The following is an 18,134-nucleotide window of genomic DNA, read 5'->3' on the forward strand; positions in this document are numbered from 1 at the left end:
TTGGTCGAACGGGGTCTCTGGGACGGACATCGCGTCCTGATCGTTGCCCCCTATGGCCGCGACGCCCAGAGCCTTGCCCGATTGCTGAGCGACCGGCGCTATGACCCGCAATGTCACGAGACGCTGGCCGAGGCGGCTCGGGCGTTCGACGACCGCGTCGGCGCGATCCTGCTGACCGACGAGGCGTTGAACGGCGATCTCGGCCCGCTCGCCCACGTACTGGAAGCGCAGCAAAGCTGGTCCGACGTGCCGTTCGTGGTGCTGGCGAGCAAGCGCACCGGCACCGAGGGTGTTCGCCGCCGCCTGCCCGAGGCGGCGATGAACGTCATCGTCCTTGAACGACCGCTGGGATCGGAGTCGCTGGTCAGCGCGATCGCCACCGCGCTTCGGCTGCGCCAGAAGCAGTTCGAGATGCGCGACCGGCTCGCCGAGCTCTACACTGCGCGTGAGGCGTTGCTGAGCAGCGAAAGAGAGTTGCGGCTGATCGCCGACTCGCTGCCCGTGCTGATCGGCTTCGTCGATCGCGACCGCATCTATCGTTTCGCCAATCGCGCCTATGGCGAGTGGCTGGGCATCCCGGCCGAGGATGTGGTCGGCAGGCACATGGCTGACCTGGCTGGCGCGCCGGGCTATGAGATGCGGCGGCCGCATGTCGACCGTGCGCTGAACGGCGATGAGAGCCGGTTCGAATTGTCCTGGCCCTGGCCCGATGGAACGCGGCGCGACGCCGATGTGCGCTACATCCCGCGCTTCGACGAGGCAGGCAAGGTCGACGGCTTCCATGTGTTCGTCGCCGACATCACCGAACGCAAACATGCTGCCGAGATCCTCGAGCAGCGGGTGATCGCTCGCACGCGCGAGTTGGAGGCGGAGAGTGCCAGCCGCGCCGAGGTCGAGGCGGCGCTGCGCCAGAGCCAGAAGATGGAGTCGCTCGGGCAGCTGACCGGCGGTATCGCCCACGACTTCAATAACATGCTGACCGGCGTGATCGGCGGGCTCGATATCGTGAAACGCCGGATCGCCGCCGGCCGGCTGGACGATGTCGATCGGTTCCTCGACGCGGCGACCACCTCGGCGCAGCGCGCCGCGGCGCTGACCGCGCGGCTGCTCGCCTTTTCGCGCCGTCAGTCTCTGGATCCTAAGAGCATCAACCTGCTCGACCTGATTGCCTCGCTCGGCGACCTGCTGCGCTCGACGCTGGGCGAACAGATCGCGATTCATGTCGCGCATGACGGGCCGGTCCCCTATGCGGTCGCCGACGCCAACCAGCTCGAGAACGCGATCCTCAACCTGTGCATCAACGCGCGCGACGCGATGCCCAATGGCGGCGCGCTGACGATCGAGACCGGCACGGTCGATCTCGATCAGGCCTATTGCGACAAGCATCCCGAGGTGTCGCCCGGCCGCTATGTCGTCGTCGCGGTCTCCGACACCGGCGTCGGGATGGGCCCGGACGTGCTAGACAAGGTCTATGAGCCCTTCTTCACCACGAAGCCGATCGGGCAGGGGACGGGGCTGGGCCTGTCGATGGTCTATGGCTTTGCCCAGCAATCGGGCGGCCAGGTGCGGATCCACAGCAGCGAGGGCGACGGTACCACCGTAAAAATCTTCCTCCCTGCGGCCAAAGGCGCGGTGACTCAGGAGCGCCAGGCGGCACCCGCGGTGCCCGCCGGACGCGGCCAGAATGTGCTGCTGGTCGAGGACGACGCTTCGGTCCGGCTGCTGGTGCGCGACCTGCTCGACGAGCTCGGCTATCACGCGGTCGAAGTGCCCGAGGCGGGGGCTGCGATCGAGATCCTGTCGTCGGACGCCTCGCTCGACCTGATGATTTCGGATGTAGGGCTGCCCGGGATGAATGGCCGCCAGCTTGCCGAGATCGCGCGTCAGCACCGCCCCGACCTGCCGATCCTGTTCATCACCGGCTATGCCGAAAATGCCGCGATCCGCGCCGGCTTCCTCGGCACGAACATGAGCATGGTGACCAAGCCGTTTGCGGTCGATGCGCTGGCACGCAAGATCGAAGAACTGCTGGCCGGAACACCGGTCGCCGATCCCGCCTGATCGCGCCGTCCCCGTCCGCAGATGGGCGCGTCGTTCGGGGCTTTGGAATCCTGCAGCTTCGCGCTAAGCGCCGCGGCATCATGAGCGAACTTCCCAAGACCTTCGACCCCGCCGAAATCGAATCCCGCTGGTATGGCCATTGGGAAGAGAAGGGCCTGTTTGCACCCGAGCGTCCGGGCGCCGATCCCTGGACGCTGGTCAACCCGCCGCCCAACGTCACCGGCAGCCTGCATATCGGCCATGCGCTCGACAACACGCTGCAGGACATCCTGGTCCGCCATGCCCGGCTGAAGGGCAAGGATGCGCGCTGGGTCGTCGGCACCGACCATGCCGGCATCGCGACGCAGATGGTGGTCGAGCGCCAGCTCAACGCACATCAGCAGAAGCGCACCGACTTCACCCGCGACGAATTCATCGCGAAGGTGTGGCAGTGGAAGGAGGAAAGCGGCGGCGAGATCACCGGCCAGCTGCGCCGCCTCGGCTGCTCGATGGACTGGGCGAACGAACGCTTCACCATGGACGAGGGCTTTTCCAGGGCCGTGCTCAAGGTGTTCGTCGAGCTGCACAAGCGCGGATTGCTGTATCGCGACAAGCGGCTGGTGAACTGGGATCCGGGCCTGGGCACCGCGATCAGCGATCTCGAGGTCGAGACGCAAGAGGTCCGCGGCGGCTTCTGGCATTTCCGCTATCCGCTGGCCGATGGCGTGACGCTGCCCGACGGCAGCGACCATATCGTCGTGGCGACCACCCGGCCCGAGACGATGCTGGCCGACATGGCGGTCGCGGTGAACCCGACCGATCCGCGCTATGCGTCGGTCATCGGCACGTTCGTCGACCAGCCGATCACCGGCCGCCGCCTGCGCATCGTCGGCGACGAGCATGCCGATCCCGAGCTGGGCTCGGGCGCGGTGAAGATCACGCCGGGCCATGACTTCAACGATTTCGAGGTCGCCCGCCGCGCCGGGATCGAGGCGCGCGATATGCTCAACATGTTCGACGGCAAGGCGAATGTCGTCCAGACGAGCGACGGGCTGGTCCCCGACGAGTTTCTCGGCCTGCACCGCTTCCGCCGCGACGGCGTGGACGGCGCGCGCGAGCGCGTGGTGCTGCGCATGAAGGAAGCCGGCTTCCTGGTCGCGCATGTCGACAAGGAAGGCGCCGAGCACGACGCCGAGCCGCGCACCGTGCAGACCCCGTTCGGCGACCGGTCGAACGTGGTGATCGAGCCCTGGCTGACCGACCAATGGTATGTCGACGCCGCCACCCTGGCGAAGCCGGCGATCGAGGCGGTGCGATCGGGCAAGACCCAGATCGTGCCGAAGAGCTGGGAAAAGACCTATTATAACTGGATGGAGAACATCCAGCCCTGGTGTGTCAGTCGCCAGCTCTGGTGGGGTCACCGAATCCCGGCCTGGTTCGCCGAGGATGGCAGCATCTATGTCGCCGAGAGCGAGGCCGAGGCTCAGGCCCAGGCCGGCGAGGGCGTGAAGCTCGAGCAGGACAATGACGTGCTCGACACCTGGTTCTCGTCGGCGCTGTGGCCGTTCGCGACGATGGGCTGGCCCGACAATGCCGACCCGACGCTGGGCGGCCGCTATCCCAACGATGTGCTGATCTCGGGCTTCGACATCCTGTTCTTCTGGGATGCGCGCATGATGATGCAGGGCCTGGAGTTCATGGGCGACGTGCCCTTCCGCAAGCTGTACCTGCACGGACTGGTCCGCGCCGCCGACGGGCAGAAGATGTCCAAGTCCAAGGGCAATGTCGTCAACCCGCTGGGGCTGATCGACAAATATGGCGCCGATGCGCTGCGCTTCTTCATGGCGGCGATGGAAAGCCAGGGCCGCGACATCAAGATGGATGAGAAGCGGATCGAGGGTTATCGCAACTTCGCGACGAAGCTGTGGAACGCCGCGCGCTTCTGCCAGTCGAACGGCATTGCCGCCAGCAGCACGATCGAGCCGCCTGCGGCCGAGCTGGCGGTCAATCGCTGGATCGTCGCCGAGACGGTGGCGACGGTGCAGGCGCTCGACCTCGCGCTGGCCGATCTGCGCTTCGATGAGGCGGCGAACACCATCTACCAGTTCGTGTGGAGCCGCTTCTGCGACTGGTATCTTGAACTGACCAAGCCGGTGCTGCAGGGCGAGGGCGGCACCGCCGCCACCGGAGCGGCGGCGGACGAGACGCGCGGGGTCGCGGGCTGGGTGCTCGACCAGATCCTGGTCATGCTCCACCCGTTCATGCCGTTCATCACCGAAGAGCTCTGGTCCAAGATGGGCCCGCGCGATCACGAGCTGATCGTCGCGAAATGGCCGATGGCCGATGCGCGCGCGCTCGACCCCTCGGCGGCGCAGGAAATCGACTGGCTGATCCGGCTGGTGAGCGAAGTGCGCGCCGCGCGGACCGAGCTGAATGTGCCGCCGGGGGCGCGCCTGCCGATCTTCGCGCGCGATGCCTCCGCGGATACCGCCGCACGCCTGGGCCGTCAGGAAGCGGCGCTCGCGCGCCTCGCCCGGGTCGACCAGGCCAGCGGCGAGGTGCCTGCGGGCGGCGCGCTGCAGATCGTGGTGGACGAGGCGACCTTCGTCCTGCCGCTGGGCGACGTGGTCGATCTTGAGGCCGAGCGCGCCCGTCTGACCAAGGCGATCGCCGCGGCCGAAAAGGAGCGCGACGGGCTGGCGGGACGGCTCAACAACCCGTCTTTCGTCGAGCGCGCCAAGCCCGAGGCAGTCGAAAAGGCCCGCGCCGATCACGCCGAGAAATCGGCCGAGGCCGAGCGCCTGTCCGCGGCGCTGGCGCGATTGGGCTAAACGAAAGCGGGCGTCGACCCGGCCGGATGCCGGGCGACGTCCCGTCGCTTACTCGTCGCCGCTGCCGGGCTCGGCGATGTTGCGGTGCATCTGCGCCGGCACCGACTGCGGCAGCACGCCCGCCGCCGCGACCTGGAGCTTGTTGCTCCAGCCCGAGATGATCGTGTCCTTGCCCTTCATCAGCGCGGTCCACCCGTCCTTCGCGACATCGGCGGGATTGGACTTGCTGTCCGACTGGCCGACCTTGGTGTCGTCCATTTCGGCGCGGTGAAAGAATTCGGTCTCGACTGGTCCGGGCTCCAGCGTGGTGAGGGTGATCCCCTCATGCTCCTTCAGCTCGTTGCGGATCGCGGCGGTGAAATTGTCCACGAACGCCTTGCTGCCATTGTAGATCGCCTGAAAGCTGCCCGGCATCCACCCGGCGATCGATCCGGTGACCAGCACCTTGCCTTCGCCCTGCGCGACCATGTCCTTCAGCACCTTCTGGAGCAGATAGACGGTGCCAAAGACATTGGTGTCGATGACATGGCGCCACTTCTCGACCGGCTGGTCGAGAAACGCACCGCCCAGCCCGTGGCCGGCATTGGCGCACAGCAGGTCGACCCGCCGCCCGCGCGCCGCATCGAGCAGCCGGTCGACACCCTCGGTCGTGGACAGGTCGCCCTCGACTGCGCCGACCTCGACGCCCGAACCCTGCAGCGAGGCGACGGCATCCGCCAGCGGCGTGTCGGCGGCGAGCAGCAGGTCATAGCCGTCCTCCGCCGCCAGCCTGGCCAGTTCCAATCCGATGCCGGTCGGCACCGGTGATGATCGCGAATTTGTGGGCCATGAATCAGGCTCCTGATGGGTTGGGGAAGGTGAGCGGCGCGGAAAGAGGGGGAGAACCGCGCCGCTCACCTTCGGTCGGCCGTTCGCGGGGGGCAGGCGAACGGCGGAGGCGTGTCACTCGGCGGCTTCGGCCCATTCGGGCTTGAGCACGACCTTGGTCACTTCGTTCTGGTTGTCGTGGAACATCCGATAGCCCTCGGCCGCCTGCTCCAGCGGCAGCCGGTGGCTGATCATGAAGGTCGTATCGATCTTCTCCTCCATGATCGCGTTGAGCAGCGCCGGCATGTAATGCTGGACATGTGTCTGGCCGGTCTTGAGCGTCAGCCCCTTTTCCATGAAGGCGCCCAACGGAAATTTGTCGACGAACCCGCCATAGACGCCGGGGACCGACACACGCCCGCCCTTGCGGCACGCCAGGATCGCCTGGCGGATGACGTGCGTCCGGTCGGTGCCCAGGAAGGTCGCCGCCTTGATCTGGTCGACGACATTGTCGAAGAACACGCCGTGCGCCTCCAGCCCCACCGCGTCGATACAGGCGTCGGGGCCGATACCGCCGGTCATCTGCATCAGCGCGTCATAGACGTCGCTATCCTCGTAGTTGATCGTCTCGGCACCGAATTTGGCGGCAAGCTCCAGCCGGCGCGGATAATGGTCGATCGCGATCACCCGGTGCGCGCCCTGCAGAAAGGCCGACTGGACCGCGAACAGCCCGACCGGGCCGCAGCCCCAGACGGCGACGGTATCGCCCGGCTCGATCTGGGCATTCTCCGCCGCCATCCATCCGGTCGGCAGGATGTCCGACAGAAACAGCACCTTGTCGTCCTCGACCCCGTCGGGGATCACGATCGGGCCGACATCGCTGAACGGCACGCGGACATATTCGGCCTGGCCGCCGGCATAGCCGCCGGTCATGTGACTGTACCCGAACAGCCCGGCCATGGGCTGGCCGTACAGGGTCTGGGCGATGTCCTGATTGTCGGCGGGCAGGCCATTGTCGCACGCCGAATATTGATGCTTGCTGCAATGAAAGCAGCTGCCGCACGAGATGGTGAAGGGCACCACCACCCGCTGGCCCTTTTTCAGCGTGGACTTGGCGCCGGTCTCGACCACCTCGCCCATGAACTCATGGCCCAGAATGTCGCCGCTCTGCATCGTCGGGATATAGCCGTCATACAAATGCAGGTCGGATCCGCAGATCGCGGTCGAGGTGATGCGGATGATCGCATCGCGCGGATTGATGATCTCGGGATCGTCGACCGTGTCGACGCGAACATCCTTGCGGCCGTGCCAGACGAGTGCGCGCATCAGTCCTTCTCCTCTTCCAGCTCGGCGCGGGTGCGCGCCGCCGTGGCGATCTCGCCGGTTTCCATCAGCTGCTTGAACCGGCGAAGGTCGCGCCGCGCCTGGATCGCGGGCTCGCGCTGGAACATCTTGGCGATCAGCTTGCCGATCACGCCCGCCGGGGGATCGTACAGGATGGTCGCGGTCACCACGGTGCCGCGCTCGCCCGCGTCGCGAAACTCGATCCGGCCGCTATTGGGCACGTCGGCACCGGGCTCGGACGCCCAGGCGATGCAGTGGCCGTCGGACTCGTCGGTGATGACGCTGTCCCACTCAACCGACTTGCCGCCCGGCGCCTTGACCACCCAGTGCGAACGCTTGTCGTCGAGCACGTCGATCCGCTCGACATTCTCGAGGATGGTCGCGAGGTTCGAAAAGTCGCGCCAATAGGCGAACAGCTCGGCGCGCGGCCGATTGATCGTCACGGTCCGGCCGATCAGCGTGTCACCGCGTGCGGCGATGCGCGCCTGGGTTTCGGCCTCGACCGCGGCGGATTCGTGCGTGGATGTCGTCAGCGGCGCATCGTCGCGATGCACCTGATCAAGCGTATCGCTCATTCCGGCCTCCGTAGATGTCGTGCCTGAACCCGGTGGACGCGCCGTCGTTCCTGCGGGGGACAAAGATTTCATCGTGCAATCGCAACGGTGCGGCGAGCGATAATAACCTGTGTTAACAATGACTTGGTGGGTCCGTCAGTTCGGCTGGTCATCGTGCGGCTGGCCGCGGTCCAGCGTGTCACTGGGGCTGCGCGCATCGCCCTCGCGCTGATGCTCGGTCGACAGATTCGGACGCTCCTGCGTCGCGGTCGATCCCTCGGGTGCCGGTCCCTTTTCGCCCGGTTCGGTCGACAGGTTCGGGCGCGGCTGGGTGTCGGTCTTGTGGTCGTCGGTCATGGTTCACCTCCGCCGCCGCAACGCGGTGGGCCATGCGCCGTTCCGTTGAAACCCGGGCACGGCCATGGCGTTGCGCGCCGATGACACAGGATGGCGCAACCGCACCGCATGAGGATCAGCCGCGCGAAGGTGCCGCGCTGCTGATCATCGACATGATCAACTGCTTCGATTTCGAAGGCGCCGAGGCGCTCGCCACGCGCGCGGCCGACATCGTCGATCCGATCCGCCGGCTGCGCGACCAGGCCGAGCGCGCCAGCATGCCGGTCATCTATGTGAACGACAATTTCGGCGAGTGGCATTCGGAACGGTCACGCCTGATCGAGCGCGCCTTCGGCCAGGGCGACTCGCCGACCGCCGCGCTGCGCCCCAACGACGAGGATTATTTCGTCATCAAGCCGCAATTCTCCGGCTTCTACGCGACCAACCTGCCGGTGCTGCTGCCCAAGCTGGGGGTCGATCGGCTCATCCTGACGGGCCTGGCGACCGACATCTGCGTGCTCTTCACCGCGGCCGACGCGCATATGCGCGACTATCGGCTGTGGGTGCCGTGCGACGCGGTCGCGGCGGAATGCGACGAGCGGGGCCGATGGGCGCTGGAGATCATGGCGAACAGCATGGGTGCGGAGACGGGATCGACCGCAGAGCGATCGCTGTCGGACTGGCTGGGGGCGTGACGGAAGGCAGGATTGGCGGACGGATACCAAAAGTTTGTTATCCTACGTACGCAATGGGAATTAGCTTGCACCGAACACAAAGGGGATTTCCGATGACCAAGCTACGCGTACTCGTCAGCCTTGCCTTGGCTAGCACCGCCCTGACCCATGGCGGCGTCGCCTGGGCCCAGGAGTCGGCGCCGGCCGCCGAGGCGGGTCCCGAGGATGAGATCGTCGTCACCGGCACCCGCGTCGTCGGGCGCTCGCGGCTCGATACCAGCTCACCGGTCGATGTGCTGGGCGGGGAGGCGCTGCGCCGCCAGGGAAGCACCGAGCTTGCCCAGGCGCTGTCGACCCTTGCCCCCTCGATCAACTTTCCGCGTCCCTCCGCGGTCGATGGCACCGACGCAATCCGCCCCGCCACCTTGCGCGGGCTTCAGCCCGACCAGACGCTGGTGCTGGTCAATGGCGTGCGTGCCAACAGCTCGGCACTGGTCAATGTCAACGGATCGGTCGGGCGCGGTTCGGCCGCGGTCGATCTCAACACCATCCCGACCAGCGCGATCGAGCGGATCGAGGTGCTGCGAGACGGGGCCTCGGCGCAATATGGCTCGGACGCGATCGCCGGCGTCGTCAACCTGCGCCTGCGCGAGGCGCGCTCGGGCGGCGGCGTCACTGCGACCTATGGCTTCTACGCCACCGATATCGAGACCGCGCGCGGCCGCCGCAGCACGACCGGCGAGCCGACCTTCACCGTCAACGGCTGGCAGGGGCTCGGCTTCGGCGACGACGGCTTCGTCACCGTATCGGGCGAATATGTGAAGCGCCAGCCGACCAACCGCGCCGATTTCGATCCGCGCGTCTCGCCCAGCCGCGTCACCGGCCGGTTCGGCGATCCCGAGGTCGAGCAGTATAGTGGCTATGTGAATGCCGGCACCGGCATCGGCGGCGGCTGGCAACTCTATGGCTGGGGCGGCTATCAGGAGCGCGACACCCGCAGCGCCGCCTTTCCGCGGCTGCCCAGTGCCGCCGCGACGGCCGCCGGCTATCCCGACGGATTTCTGCCGATCATCAACACCAAGTCCCAGAACATTACCGGTGCAGTCGGGGTGAAGGGCGAGGTGAGCGGCTGGGCGGTCGACCTGAACGTCGGCTATGGTCGCAACCGGATCGAGTTCAACACGCTCAACTCGGCCAATTTCGCCTATGGCAGCGCGTCGCCGAAGAATTTCTACGACGGAGCGGTCGCCTATGACCAATGGACCGCCGGGCTCGACGTCACCCGCAGCCTCGACGTGTTCCAGTCGCTCAACGTCGCATTCGGCGTCGAGGGGCGCCACGAAGGGTACAAGATCACCCCGGGCGAACGCGCTTCCTACGACTATCCCCCGACCGGCGCCGTCGCGGGCCAGCCGCCGGGCGCGCAGGGCTTTGGCGGCTTCTCCCCGCTCAACGCGGTCGAGCGCAACCGCAGCAACGTCAGCGGCTATGTCGATCTCGAGGCGCAGCTCACCGACCTGTTCCGGGTCGGCCTGGCGGGACGCTTCGAACATTATTCCGACTTTGGCGACACGGCGACCGGCAAGGTGTCGCTGCGCTATGACGTGGCGCAGTGGTTCGCGCTGCGCGGCACCGCCTCGACCGGCTTCCGCGCGCCGGGCCTGCAGCAGCAATACTTCACCTCGATCGCCTCGGTGATGCAGAACGGGTCGCCGGTGCTGACCGGCACCTTCCCCTCGGTCAGCCCGGTCGGCACCGCGCTGGGCGGCCTGCCGCTGGAGCCCGAGCGGTCGACCAACTTCTCCGCCGGCGCGGTGTTGCGCTCGGGCGGGTTCGACCTGACCGTGGATGCCTATCAGATCCGGCTGCGCGACCAGATCGCCCTGTCGGAGAATATCTCGGCCTCGTTCAGCCCGCAGGTCGCGGCGATCCTCGCGCCGTTCAACGTCCCCTCTGCGCGCTTCTTCATCAACGGGCTGCGCTCGCGCGTGCGCGGCATCGATGCGGTCGCGCATTACCGGCTGACCACCGAAAGCGCAGGCGCGTTCGACTTCACCCTGGCCGGCAACATCAACCAGACGGTGGTGACCCGCGTGCCCACCTCGACCGCCACGGTGAACCCGGCGCCGGTGTTGTTCGCGCGCAGCCGCATCCTGACGCTGGAGGAAGGCACGCCGGGCGAAAAGATCACTGGTGCACTCGACTGGTCGCTCGACGGAATCGGAATCACCGCCCGCGCGACCTATTATGGCAACGTCAACCAGCCGGGCACCGCGGTCGACGGATCGGGCGACATCAACAGCGGCCGTCACGTCATCACCGACCTCGAGCTGCGCTATCAGCCGGTGAAGGGCGGCCAGTTCGCGATCGGCTTCAACAATCTGTTCGACGTCTATCCCGATGCGACCGCGACGGTGAACAACAGCACCGGCGTCGTCGGCTTCCCCTTCTACTCGCCATTCGGGTTCAACGGCCGCTTCCTGTACGTCCGCGCCGGGCTTAGCTGGTAGGAGCGCCCCGGCACATGCCTGCCGCCGGCGTCCCTCCGGTGGCGGGCATGGGCGACACCTGTGCTGGGGCGGTTCTCTCCCGCTGACGGAACCCGCGCCGCCCCTCCGGTATTCAGACGGGGATCTTCAGCGGAGCTGTGCGTGAACCCCAATCGACCGTCGGCGCTCGTGCCGCTCTGCCTGCTCGCCGCGGTCGCTGTCCTTGCCGGCTGTTCGAAGAAGAAGGTCGAGCCGCCGGCGCGAGCGACCGATGCGGTCCCCACGCCGACCCAGTCCTCGACGCTCGCGGTGCCGATCGATGTCGACACCGCCGCGCTGCGCGGCGCGATCGACCAGGCGATCCCGCGCCAGCTCTGGACGATCAACCAGCATTCCGACCGCTGCGTGAAGCCCAAGCAGGTCAAGGTGTTCGGCGCGAAGCTGAAGGTGACCCCGCCGATCAGCTGCACGATCGTCGGCACCGTCACGCGCGGCGCGATCCGGCTGCGCGGCGAGGGGCAGGAGATCATCGCCGACATGCCGATCCAGGCGCGGATCGCCGCGCGCGACGTCGGCGGCATCCTGAAGGGCGAGACGGCGACCGCCTCGGCGATGGCGCATGCGCGCATCCGGCTCGACATCGACGGCAACTGGAATCCGCGCGGGACGGTGAAGCTCAGCTATAGCTGGACCGAGACGCCCGGAATCGATTTCCTGGGACAGCGGATCACCTTCACCGACGAGGCGGACGAGAAGCTCCAGCCGGTGATCCGCGACCTCGAACGCACCCTGCCGCGCGAACTGGCGAAGATGGAGCTGCGCAGTCAGGTGGAGCGGCTGTGGCGCCGGGGCTTCACCTCGATCGAGCTCAACCGCGAAAAGCCGCCGGTTTGGATGCGGATCACGCCGCAGAAGCTGCATTTCGGCGGTTATGAGATCCAGGGCCAGCGACTGCGGCTCAATCTCGGCCTCGATGCGCTGACCGAGACGTTCGTGGGGCAGCGTCCCGCCGATCCCAAGCCCGGTCCGCTGCCGGCGCTGGAGCGCTCGAACCCGGCCAACAGCCTGAAGTTCAACATTCCCGTCGTTGCCGATTATGCCGAGCTTCAGCCCGTCGTGCTGCGCGCTTTGGTCAAGCGGTCGCGCCGTCCGTTCGACCTGCCCGGGGTCGGCGCGGTGAGCGCGAGCTTCGACAAGGTCGTGGTCTACGGCACGACCGGTGGCCGGATCGCCGTCGGCGTCACCCTGGCGGCGAAATCGGACCGGCTGGGCGGCGAGCCGACGCGCGGCCTGATCTGGCTGACCGCCCGCCCGGTCAACGCGCCCGGCTCGGCCGAAGTCCGCTTCGCCGATCTCAGCGTCACCGGCGATACCGACGGCATCGGCGGCGACCTGTTGCTGCAACTCGGCAGCAGCGCTGCCTTCTCGAACGAGATCGCATCGTCGCTGACGCAGAATTTCACCCGCGACCTGAACGAACTGCTCGGCAAGGTCCGCCGCGCGATCGACGAGAAGCGCACCGGCGACTTCTTAATCCGCGCGACGATCGGCAAGGTCGAGACCGGCCGGATCACCGCGCATGGCCAGGGCCTTTACCTGCCGGTCCGCGTCGATGGCAGCGCCAGCGTGACCTACCGACCGGCGCCCTGATTGCCGACTGGGTTTCCCCTCCCGCTTGCGGGAGGGGCTAGGGGAGGGCCTGTCCCGTAAACGCCCTGGCAATGTGACAGGCCCTCCCCGGACCCCTCCCGCAAGCGGGAGGGGGAGTAAGGGGCGAATCCTCCCCTCGACTTGGCCGGTGCGATATGGAATTCCCACCGCCAGGGGGTGACCATGTCCGAGTTCGAATTCATCTTCGCCTTGTTCGGGCTGCTGCTCGGCCTGTCGATCGTCGAGGTGCTGGGCGGCCTGGCGCGAACGATCGAGGCGCGGGTGCGGCCGGGGGCGACCTTGCGCGTCGGCTGGCTCACGCCGCTGCTCGGCATCTTCGTACTGCTCGACCTGCTGTCCTTCTGGGTAGCGGCCTGGATATCGCGCGACGCAGTTGCCGTTTCGGGTTTCTCGCTGAGCGCGATCACGATCTTCGCGAGCGCTTATTATCTCGCGGCCACCCTGGTCTTTCCGCGCCAGCCTGCCGACCTGCCCGATCTCGACACCCATTTTTTCCGCGTGCGCCGGATCGTGCTCGGGGTGATGCTGGGTCTGCTGATGTGCCAGCTGGTCTGGTATGCCAGCGTGCCGAAGCTGGCCGTGGCGCTCACTCATCCGCTGGCACTGATAGTGACCGTAGTTCTGGTCGCGCTGATGATCGCCGCGATGCTTGCCCGCGGCGAGCGGGCGGCGCGCGTGGCGATGATCGCGCTCGTGCTGCGCTATCTGGTGATCTACCTGCTGTAGGATGCGCGGCGCTGGCGCTGCCGGGAGATTGTTGCAATCGATAACAATCGCCTTATGCCTCGTCCCGTGATGCCGATGTGCGTCAGTGATGGGAGAGGGTGATGGCGGCGATCGGTCTGGACCGGCGAACGATGCTTGTCGGGGGTGTTGCCGGCATGGCGGCACTGGCCGCTCCGGGTGAGGCCGCGGCAGCGGGCGCCGAACGCCTGACCAGCCTGCCGCTGGAATTCGTCTATGAAGCGATCGTGACCCTCGGTCTGGCCGAGCAGGTCGGGGCGACGCCGCTCGGCCGCCGGGTGCGTATCCCGATCACCGGCGGGACGTTCGAAGGCCCCAGGATTCGCGGCACGATCCTGCCCGAGGGCATGGACTGGCAGCTGATCCGCGCCGACGGCTATACGGTGCTGGAGGCAAGCTATCTGATGCGCGAGCGCGACGGCACGTTGATCCAGATCCGCAACACCGGCGTCGCCGGACCTGGTTATGTCCGCTCGACCCCCGTCTTCGAGGTCCCGCTCGGGCCGCATCAATGGCTCAACCAGTCGGTCTTCACCGGCACGGTCGGCCCGGTCCCCGAACGGTCCGATCCGGCCGTCCGGATTACCGTCTATCGTCTGGCCTGAGAGTCAGCGAGGCGAGTGGAGGCTCGTCACTCAGCCTCGCAATCCGCGCACGTCGCCGACGCATCCGGCGTCACCTGCATCAGCGCGTCGGTAAAGCGGCGCAGCCACCACATCACGTCCTGTTCGCGCACCCCCTTGGCGAGGCTCTCCCAGCGACGCTTGCGCTCGGCCAGCGGCATCGCCAGCGCCTGGCGGATCGCGTCGGAAATTTCCTCGGCGCTGTACGGATTGACCAACAGCGCCTCGCCCATCTGCTCTGCGGCACCGGCGAAGCGCGACAGGATCAGTACGCCCGGATCCTCGGGATTCTGCGCGGCGACATATTCCTTGGCGACCAGGTTCATCCCGTCGCGCAGCGGAGTCACCAGTCCGATCCGGCTGGCGCGGTAGACGCCGGCGAGCACGTCGCGCGGATAGCCGTGATTGACGTAGCGGATCGGCACCCAGTCCAGTGCCGAATGCGCGCCGTTGATGCGGCCAGCCAGCGATTCCAGCGAGCTGCGGATCCGCTGATAGCTTTCGACCGACCCGCGCGACGGCGGCGCGATCTGCAGCAGCACGACCTCCTCGCGCTCGTCGGGATTCTCGATCAGGAAGCGCTCATAACCGAGGAAGCGTTCTTCCAGCCCCTTGGAATAATCGAGCCGATCGACTCCGACGATCAGCGCGCGGCCGACCGCGCTGTCGCGCACCCGGTTGAAGGTCTCCAGCGCCGGCTTGGTATCTGCCAGCACTCCGAAGCCCGCATCGATGCCGATCGGGCAGTCGAGCAGCTGAACCTTGCGATCGCCCAGCGTCAGCGTGCCATCGTCGTCGATCACGCCGCCCAGTTCCGCGCGCACATAGTCGCAGAAGGACTGGAGCCATTCCTTCGTGTGGAATCCGATCACGTCATAGGCGAGCAGCGAGCGCACCAGCGCCGGCGCCTCGGGCAAGGTTGCCAGCAGGCGGCGCGGCGGCCAGGGAATGTGGAGGAAGAAGCCGATCCGGTTGGCCACTCCGCGCGAGCGCAGCTCTGCGCCGAGCGGGAACATGTGATAATCCTGGACCCAGATCAGGTCGTCGTCCTCGATCAGCGGACGGACCGTGTCGGCGAACCGCTCGTTCACCCGCTGATAGCCGCCGGCGAAGCTGCGCTCATATTCGGCCAGGTCGATGCGATAATGGAATAGCGGCCACAGCGTGCGGTTCGCATAGCCGTTATAATATTCGTCGATATCCTGATCTTCCAGATCGACCGTCGCCGTGGTGACGCCGTCCAGGCGCTGCAGGTTGATATGCCCGGTAAATTGTTCGGTCCGCTCCCCCGACCAGCCGAACCAGATGCCGCCATTCGCACGCAGGGCAGCACTCAGCGCGACGGCGAGGCCGCCTTGTGCGCCGCCCCCGGCACTGACGCGATTGGAAATGACGATAAGCCTGCTCAACGGATCGAACTCCAGGGTTTGCTCAGCAGGGCGGCACAATTGATCATGCCGACCAGCGAGTAGGTCTGGGGGTAATTGCCCCACAACTCGCCGCTCTCGGGATCGATGTCCTCCGACAGCAGCCCTGCCGCGGTCCTGCGCAGCAGCATTTCCTCGAACAATGCGCGGGCTTCCTCGCTCCGCCCGGTATAATGCAGCGCCTCGATCAGCCAGAAGGTGCACACGTTGAACGCGGTCTTCGGCAGGCCGAAATCATCCTCGATCGCATAGCGAAGCATATGCGATCCACGGCGCAGCCCCGCCTCGACCGCGGCGAGCGTATCGAGGAAGCGGGGATCGTCCGGCGCCAGGAAGCGCAGGTCGAGCAGCTGGAGCACACTGGCGTCGAGATCGTCGCCCGCGAAGGTCGCCGACAGCCGCTTCGTCTCGGGTCGCCAGGCGGCTTCCTCGATATGGGCACGGATCCTGTCGGCACGCTCCTGCCACAGCGCGCTGCGTTCGGTCAGGCCGATTGCCGCCGCGGCATTGGCCAGCCGGTCGCAGGCTGCCCAGCACATTGCTGACGAATATGTATGTACGGACTGGCGCGTCCGCAACTCCCACAGCCCGGCGTCGGGCTGGTCGTAATTCTCCCAGGCGCGCTCGCCGACCTTTTCCAGCGCCTCGAAATCCTCGACGCCCGACATGCGGAACAGCCGCTGATCGAAGAATGCCTGGGTGTTGGACAGGACGATCTGGCCATAGGCGTCGTGCTGGATCTGCTCATAGGCCTGATTGCCGACGCGCACCGGGCCCATGCCGCGATAGCCGGACAGATTCTCCTCGATCCGCTCGGTCAGCACCGCCTCGCCCAGCACGCCGTATAGCGGCTGGATATGGCCGCCCTTGGCGCTGTCGACGATGTTGCGCAGATAGACGAGATAGCCCTCGAGCACGTCGAGCGCGCCGAGCCGGTTGAGCGCCTGGACGGTATAATAGGCGTCGCGGATCCAGCAGTAGCGATAGTCCCAGTTGCGCTGGGAATCGGCATGCTCGGGCACCGATGTCGTCAGCGCGGCGACGATCGCCCCCGTTTCCTCATGCTGGCACAGCTTCAGGCTGATCGCCGACCGGATCACCACTTCCTGCCATTCCAGCGGGATGGCGAGGCCGCGGACCCATTCGCGCCATTCGGCGGCGGTGTTGGTCAGCATCGATTCGATCGTCGCGGCGATATCGCCGGCGAAGCTCTCGTCGGGACCCAGGAAGAAGTGCAGCGTGCCTTCCAGGCGGAAGACGCGTTCTTCATGCACGAGCCCAACCGGCGCGGTGGTGGTCAGGCGCAGCGTCATCGCGTCGGTCTGGTACCGGATATGGTTGGTGCCGCCGATCCGCTGGCCGCAGCTGCCGCCCCAGCCGCAAGTCGGCTTCAGCCGGACGCGGATCCGCGGCCGACCGGCGACGGGCCGGACGATCCGGGCGAAGGCGACCGGGCGATAGGGCCGGGCCATCCGGCGGAAATAGGGGCAGAAATCGACCACCTCGATCGCATTGCCGGCCGAATCGGTGTGACGGCTGACCAGGATCGGCGTGTTGCGCTCATAATGCTGTTCGACCGACACGCAGTCTTCCAGCTCGATCGACCAGAAACCCGTCTCGGGCGTCTCGCCGCCCAGCAGCGACGAGAAGAGCGGATCGCCATCGACGCGTGGCGCGCAGCCCCAGACGAACCGCCCGGTGCGATCGACCAGTGCGCTGACCTGGCAATTGCCGATGACCCAGAGATCGAGATCGCTCATGCCGCTGCCTCCAGCCAGTCGAGGGTGTCGGAGACCGATGCCAGCCGGTAGCGCGCGGCAGTCGGGCGCTCGGGCCCGATCAGGATGCCGGCGCCGCCCAGCAGTGCCGCCGCGACGAAACCCGGCTCGTCGGTGTCGTCGTCGCCAAGGAAGATCGGCCGGGTGCCGCGCATGGTCGGGCCGTCCATCAGCCGGCGCAGCGCATCGCCCTTGTCGCCGCCGCCGGCGCGAACCTCGATCATCATCTTTCCGGTCTGAAGGTGGAGCCCGTGGCGCGCCGCGAGCGTCTGCGCCAGCGCGACACAGGCCTGCTCCGCCTGCGGGTTGCCGCGATAGTGAAGCGCCGCGCCCAACGGCTTGTCCTCGACCAGTACGCCGGGCCAGCGATCAGCCAGGTCGTGCATGTCGGCCAGCGCGAAGGACAGCGCCTCTGGCCGAGGCGCCAGGACGGTGTTGCCGTCGGGATAATGGAACTCCATCCCGTGGCTGCCCGACACGATGAAGTCGGGGGCGCCGAACAGGGCGCGGATCTCGGCGGCGGCGCGGCCGCTCAGGATCGCGAGCCTGCCGCCGACGCGCTCGCGAAGCCGCTGCATCAGCGCGGCAAGCCGGGCGTCGACCGCAACGGCGTCGGGAGTTTCGGCAATCTCGACCAGCGTTCCGTCGAAATCGAGGAACAGGCTGGCCTCTTCCAATAGGTCTGCGGGCGGCGCGGTCAGCGCTTCCGCATCGGCTGATTGCATGCGTAGTTTCCCCTGCAAGAGACCGTTTTGACGATCGATCTTGCTTAGGGGACGCGTGACCGCAGCCGATTGTTCCATCGCCGGCCCAGTT

Annotated in this window: 13 protein-coding genes and 1 pseudogene; 7 read left to right on the forward strand and 7 right to left on the reverse strand. The window is 66.9% G+C overall.

Translation table 11 applies throughout. The annotated features are described in order from the left end of the window. Positions 1–2,061 carry an ATP-binding protein gene (locus ACZ1H8_RS12990; protein WP_465177603.1) on the forward strand — a complete coding sequence of 687 codons (2,061 nt, stop codon included), beginning with the start codon at positions 1–3 and terminating at the stop codon, positions 2,059–2,061. Between the two features lie 80 nt (positions 2,062–2,141). Beyond that, on the forward strand, positions 2,142–4,871 hold the full coding sequence (locus ACZ1H8_RS12995; RefSeq protein ID WP_465177604.1) for a valine--tRNA ligase: 2,730 nt from the start codon (positions 2,142–2,144) through the stop codon (positions 4,869–4,871). 48 nt (positions 4,872–4,919) lie between these two features. On the opposite strand, the pseudogene ACZ1H8_RS13000 reads toward ACZ1H8_RS12995, so the two are convergent. From ACZ1H8_RS13000 to ACZ1H8_RS13015, 4 genes and pseudogenes are all read right to left on the reverse strand, one after another. Next, positions 4,920–5,700: pseudogene (locus ACZ1H8_RS13000) on the reverse strand (SDR family NAD(P)-dependent oxidoreductase). A 113-nt stretch (positions 5,701–5,813) separates the two neighbouring features. After that, positions 5,814–7,004 (reverse strand): zinc-dependent alcohol dehydrogenase, encoded by a 1,191-nt coding sequence (locus ACZ1H8_RS13005; protein WP_465177605.1) that lies wholly within the window; start codon positions 7,002–7,004, stop codon positions 5,814–5,816. Beyond that, the gene (locus tag ACZ1H8_RS13010; RefSeq protein ID WP_465177606.1) at positions 7,004–7,597 is read right to left on the reverse strand and encodes an SRPBCC family protein; all 594 of its coding nucleotides are present in this window, start codon (positions 7,595–7,597) and stop codon (positions 7,004–7,006) included. The genes ACZ1H8_RS13005 and ACZ1H8_RS13010 overlap by 1 nt, the downstream gene beginning before the upstream one ends. A gap of 135 nt (positions 7,598–7,732) precedes the next feature. Continuing rightward, positions 7,733–7,933: a hypothetical protein gene (locus ACZ1H8_RS13015; RefSeq protein ID WP_465177607.1), complete on the reverse strand. Its 201-nt coding sequence runs from the start codon at positions 7,931–7,933 to the stop codon at positions 7,733–7,735. An 80-nt stretch (positions 7,934–8,013) separates the two neighbouring features. Between ACZ1H8_RS13015 and ACZ1H8_RS13020 the strand changes: the two genes are divergently transcribed. The 5 genes from ACZ1H8_RS13020 to ACZ1H8_RS13040 all read left to right on the forward strand — a co-directional run bounded on the left by ACZ1H8_RS13020 (position 8,014) and on the right by ACZ1H8_RS13040 (position 14,095). After that, positions 8,014–8,607, forward strand: coding sequence for a cysteine hydrolase family protein (locus ACZ1H8_RS13020; RefSeq protein ID WP_465177608.1), 594 nt, complete (start codon positions 8,014–8,016; stop codon positions 8,605–8,607). A gap of 92 nt (positions 8,608–8,699) precedes the next feature. Then, on the forward strand, positions 8,700–11,096 hold the full coding sequence (locus ACZ1H8_RS13025) for a TonB-dependent receptor plug domain-containing protein (protein WP_465177609.1): 2,397 nt from the start codon (positions 8,700–8,702) through the stop codon (positions 11,094–11,096). 141 nt (positions 11,097–11,237) lie between these two features. Continuing rightward, positions 11,238–12,725 carry a DUF4403 family protein gene (locus tag ACZ1H8_RS13030; RefSeq protein WP_465177610.1) on the forward strand — a complete coding sequence of 496 codons (1,488 nt, stop codon included), beginning with the start codon at positions 11,238–11,240 and terminating at the stop codon, positions 12,723–12,725. A 183-nt stretch (positions 12,726–12,908) separates the two neighbouring features. Next, the gene (locus ACZ1H8_RS13035) at positions 12,909–13,472 is read left to right on the forward strand and encodes a hypothetical protein (RefSeq protein ID WP_465177611.1); all 564 of its coding nucleotides are present in this window, start codon (positions 12,909–12,911) and stop codon (positions 13,470–13,472) included. Positions 13,473–13,573: 101 nt separating this feature from the next. Continuing rightward, positions 13,574–14,095, forward strand: a complete 522-nt coding sequence (locus ACZ1H8_RS13040) for a DUF3237 domain-containing protein (RefSeq protein ID WP_465177612.1) — start codon at positions 13,574–13,576, stop codon at positions 14,093–14,095. Positions 14,096–14,121: 26 nt separating this feature from the next. On the opposite strand, the gene ACZ1H8_RS13045 is transcribed toward ACZ1H8_RS13040, so the two are convergent. From ACZ1H8_RS13045 to otsB, 3 genes are read right to left on the reverse strand one after another with little or no spacing between them, the layout of a single operon-like run. Beyond that, positions 14,122–15,522 (reverse strand): alpha,alpha-trehalose-phosphate synthase (UDP-forming), encoded by a 1,401-nt coding sequence (locus ACZ1H8_RS13045; RefSeq protein WP_465177613.1) that lies wholly within the window; start codon positions 15,520–15,522, stop codon positions 14,122–14,124. Further along, positions 15,519–17,300, reverse strand: a complete 1,782-nt coding sequence (locus ACZ1H8_RS13050) for a glycoside hydrolase family 15 protein (RefSeq protein ID WP_465177614.1) — start codon at positions 17,298–17,300, stop codon at positions 15,519–15,521. The genes ACZ1H8_RS13045 and ACZ1H8_RS13050 overlap by 4 nt, the downstream gene beginning before the upstream one ends. Continuing rightward, positions 17,297–18,043 carry a trehalose-phosphatase gene (otsB, locus tag ACZ1H8_RS13055; RefSeq protein ID WP_465177615.1) on the reverse strand — a complete coding sequence of 249 codons (747 nt, stop codon included), beginning with the start codon at positions 18,041–18,043 and terminating at the stop codon, positions 17,297–17,299. Before otsB ends, ACZ1H8_RS13050 begins: the two co-directional genes overlap by 4 nt. Between the last annotated feature and the right edge of the window lie 91 nt (positions 18,044–18,134).

Source organism: Sphingomonas sp. BL-S-25, assembly GCF_055521555.1.

Bases quoted from the DNA above. Each gene is read 5' to 3' on its own strand.
- ACZ1H8_RS13035 (WP_465177611.1), top strand. From the start codon at position 12,909: ATGTCCGAGTTCGAATTCATCTTCGCCTTGTTCGGGCTGCTGCTCGGC.
- ACZ1H8_RS12995 (WP_465177604.1), top strand. From the start codon at position 2,142: ATGAGCGAACTTCCCAAGACCTTCGACCCCGCCGAAATCGAATCCCGC.
- ACZ1H8_RS13025 (WP_465177609.1), top strand. From the start codon at position 8,700: ATGACCAAGCTACGCGTACTCGTCAGCCTTGCCTTGGCTAGCACCGCC.
- ACZ1H8_RS13050 (WP_465177614.1), bottom strand. From the start codon at position 17,300: ATGAGCGATCTCGATCTCTGGGTCATCGGCAATTGCCAGGTCAGCGCA.
- ACZ1H8_RS13005 (WP_465177605.1), bottom strand. From the start codon at position 7,004: ATGCGCGCACTCGTCTGGCACGGCCGCAAGGATGTTCGCGTCGACACG.
- otsB (WP_465177615.1), bottom strand. From the start codon at position 18,043: ATGCAATCAGCCGATGCGGAAGCGCTGACCGCGCCGCCCGCAGACCTA.
- ACZ1H8_RS13020 (WP_465177608.1), top strand. From the start codon at position 8,014: ATGACACAGGATGGCGCAACCGCACCGCATGAGGATCAGCCGCGCGAA.
- ACZ1H8_RS13015 (WP_465177607.1), bottom strand. From the start codon at position 7,933: ATGACCGACGACCACAAGACCGACACCCAGCCGCGCCCGAACCTGTCG.
- ACZ1H8_RS13010 (WP_465177606.1), bottom strand. From the start codon at position 7,597: ATGAGCGATACGCTTGATCAGGTGCATCGCGACGATGCGCCGCTGACG.
- ACZ1H8_RS13040 (WP_465177612.1), top strand. From the start codon at position 13,574: ATGGCGGCGATCGGTCTGGACCGGCGAACGATGCTTGTCGGGGGTGTT.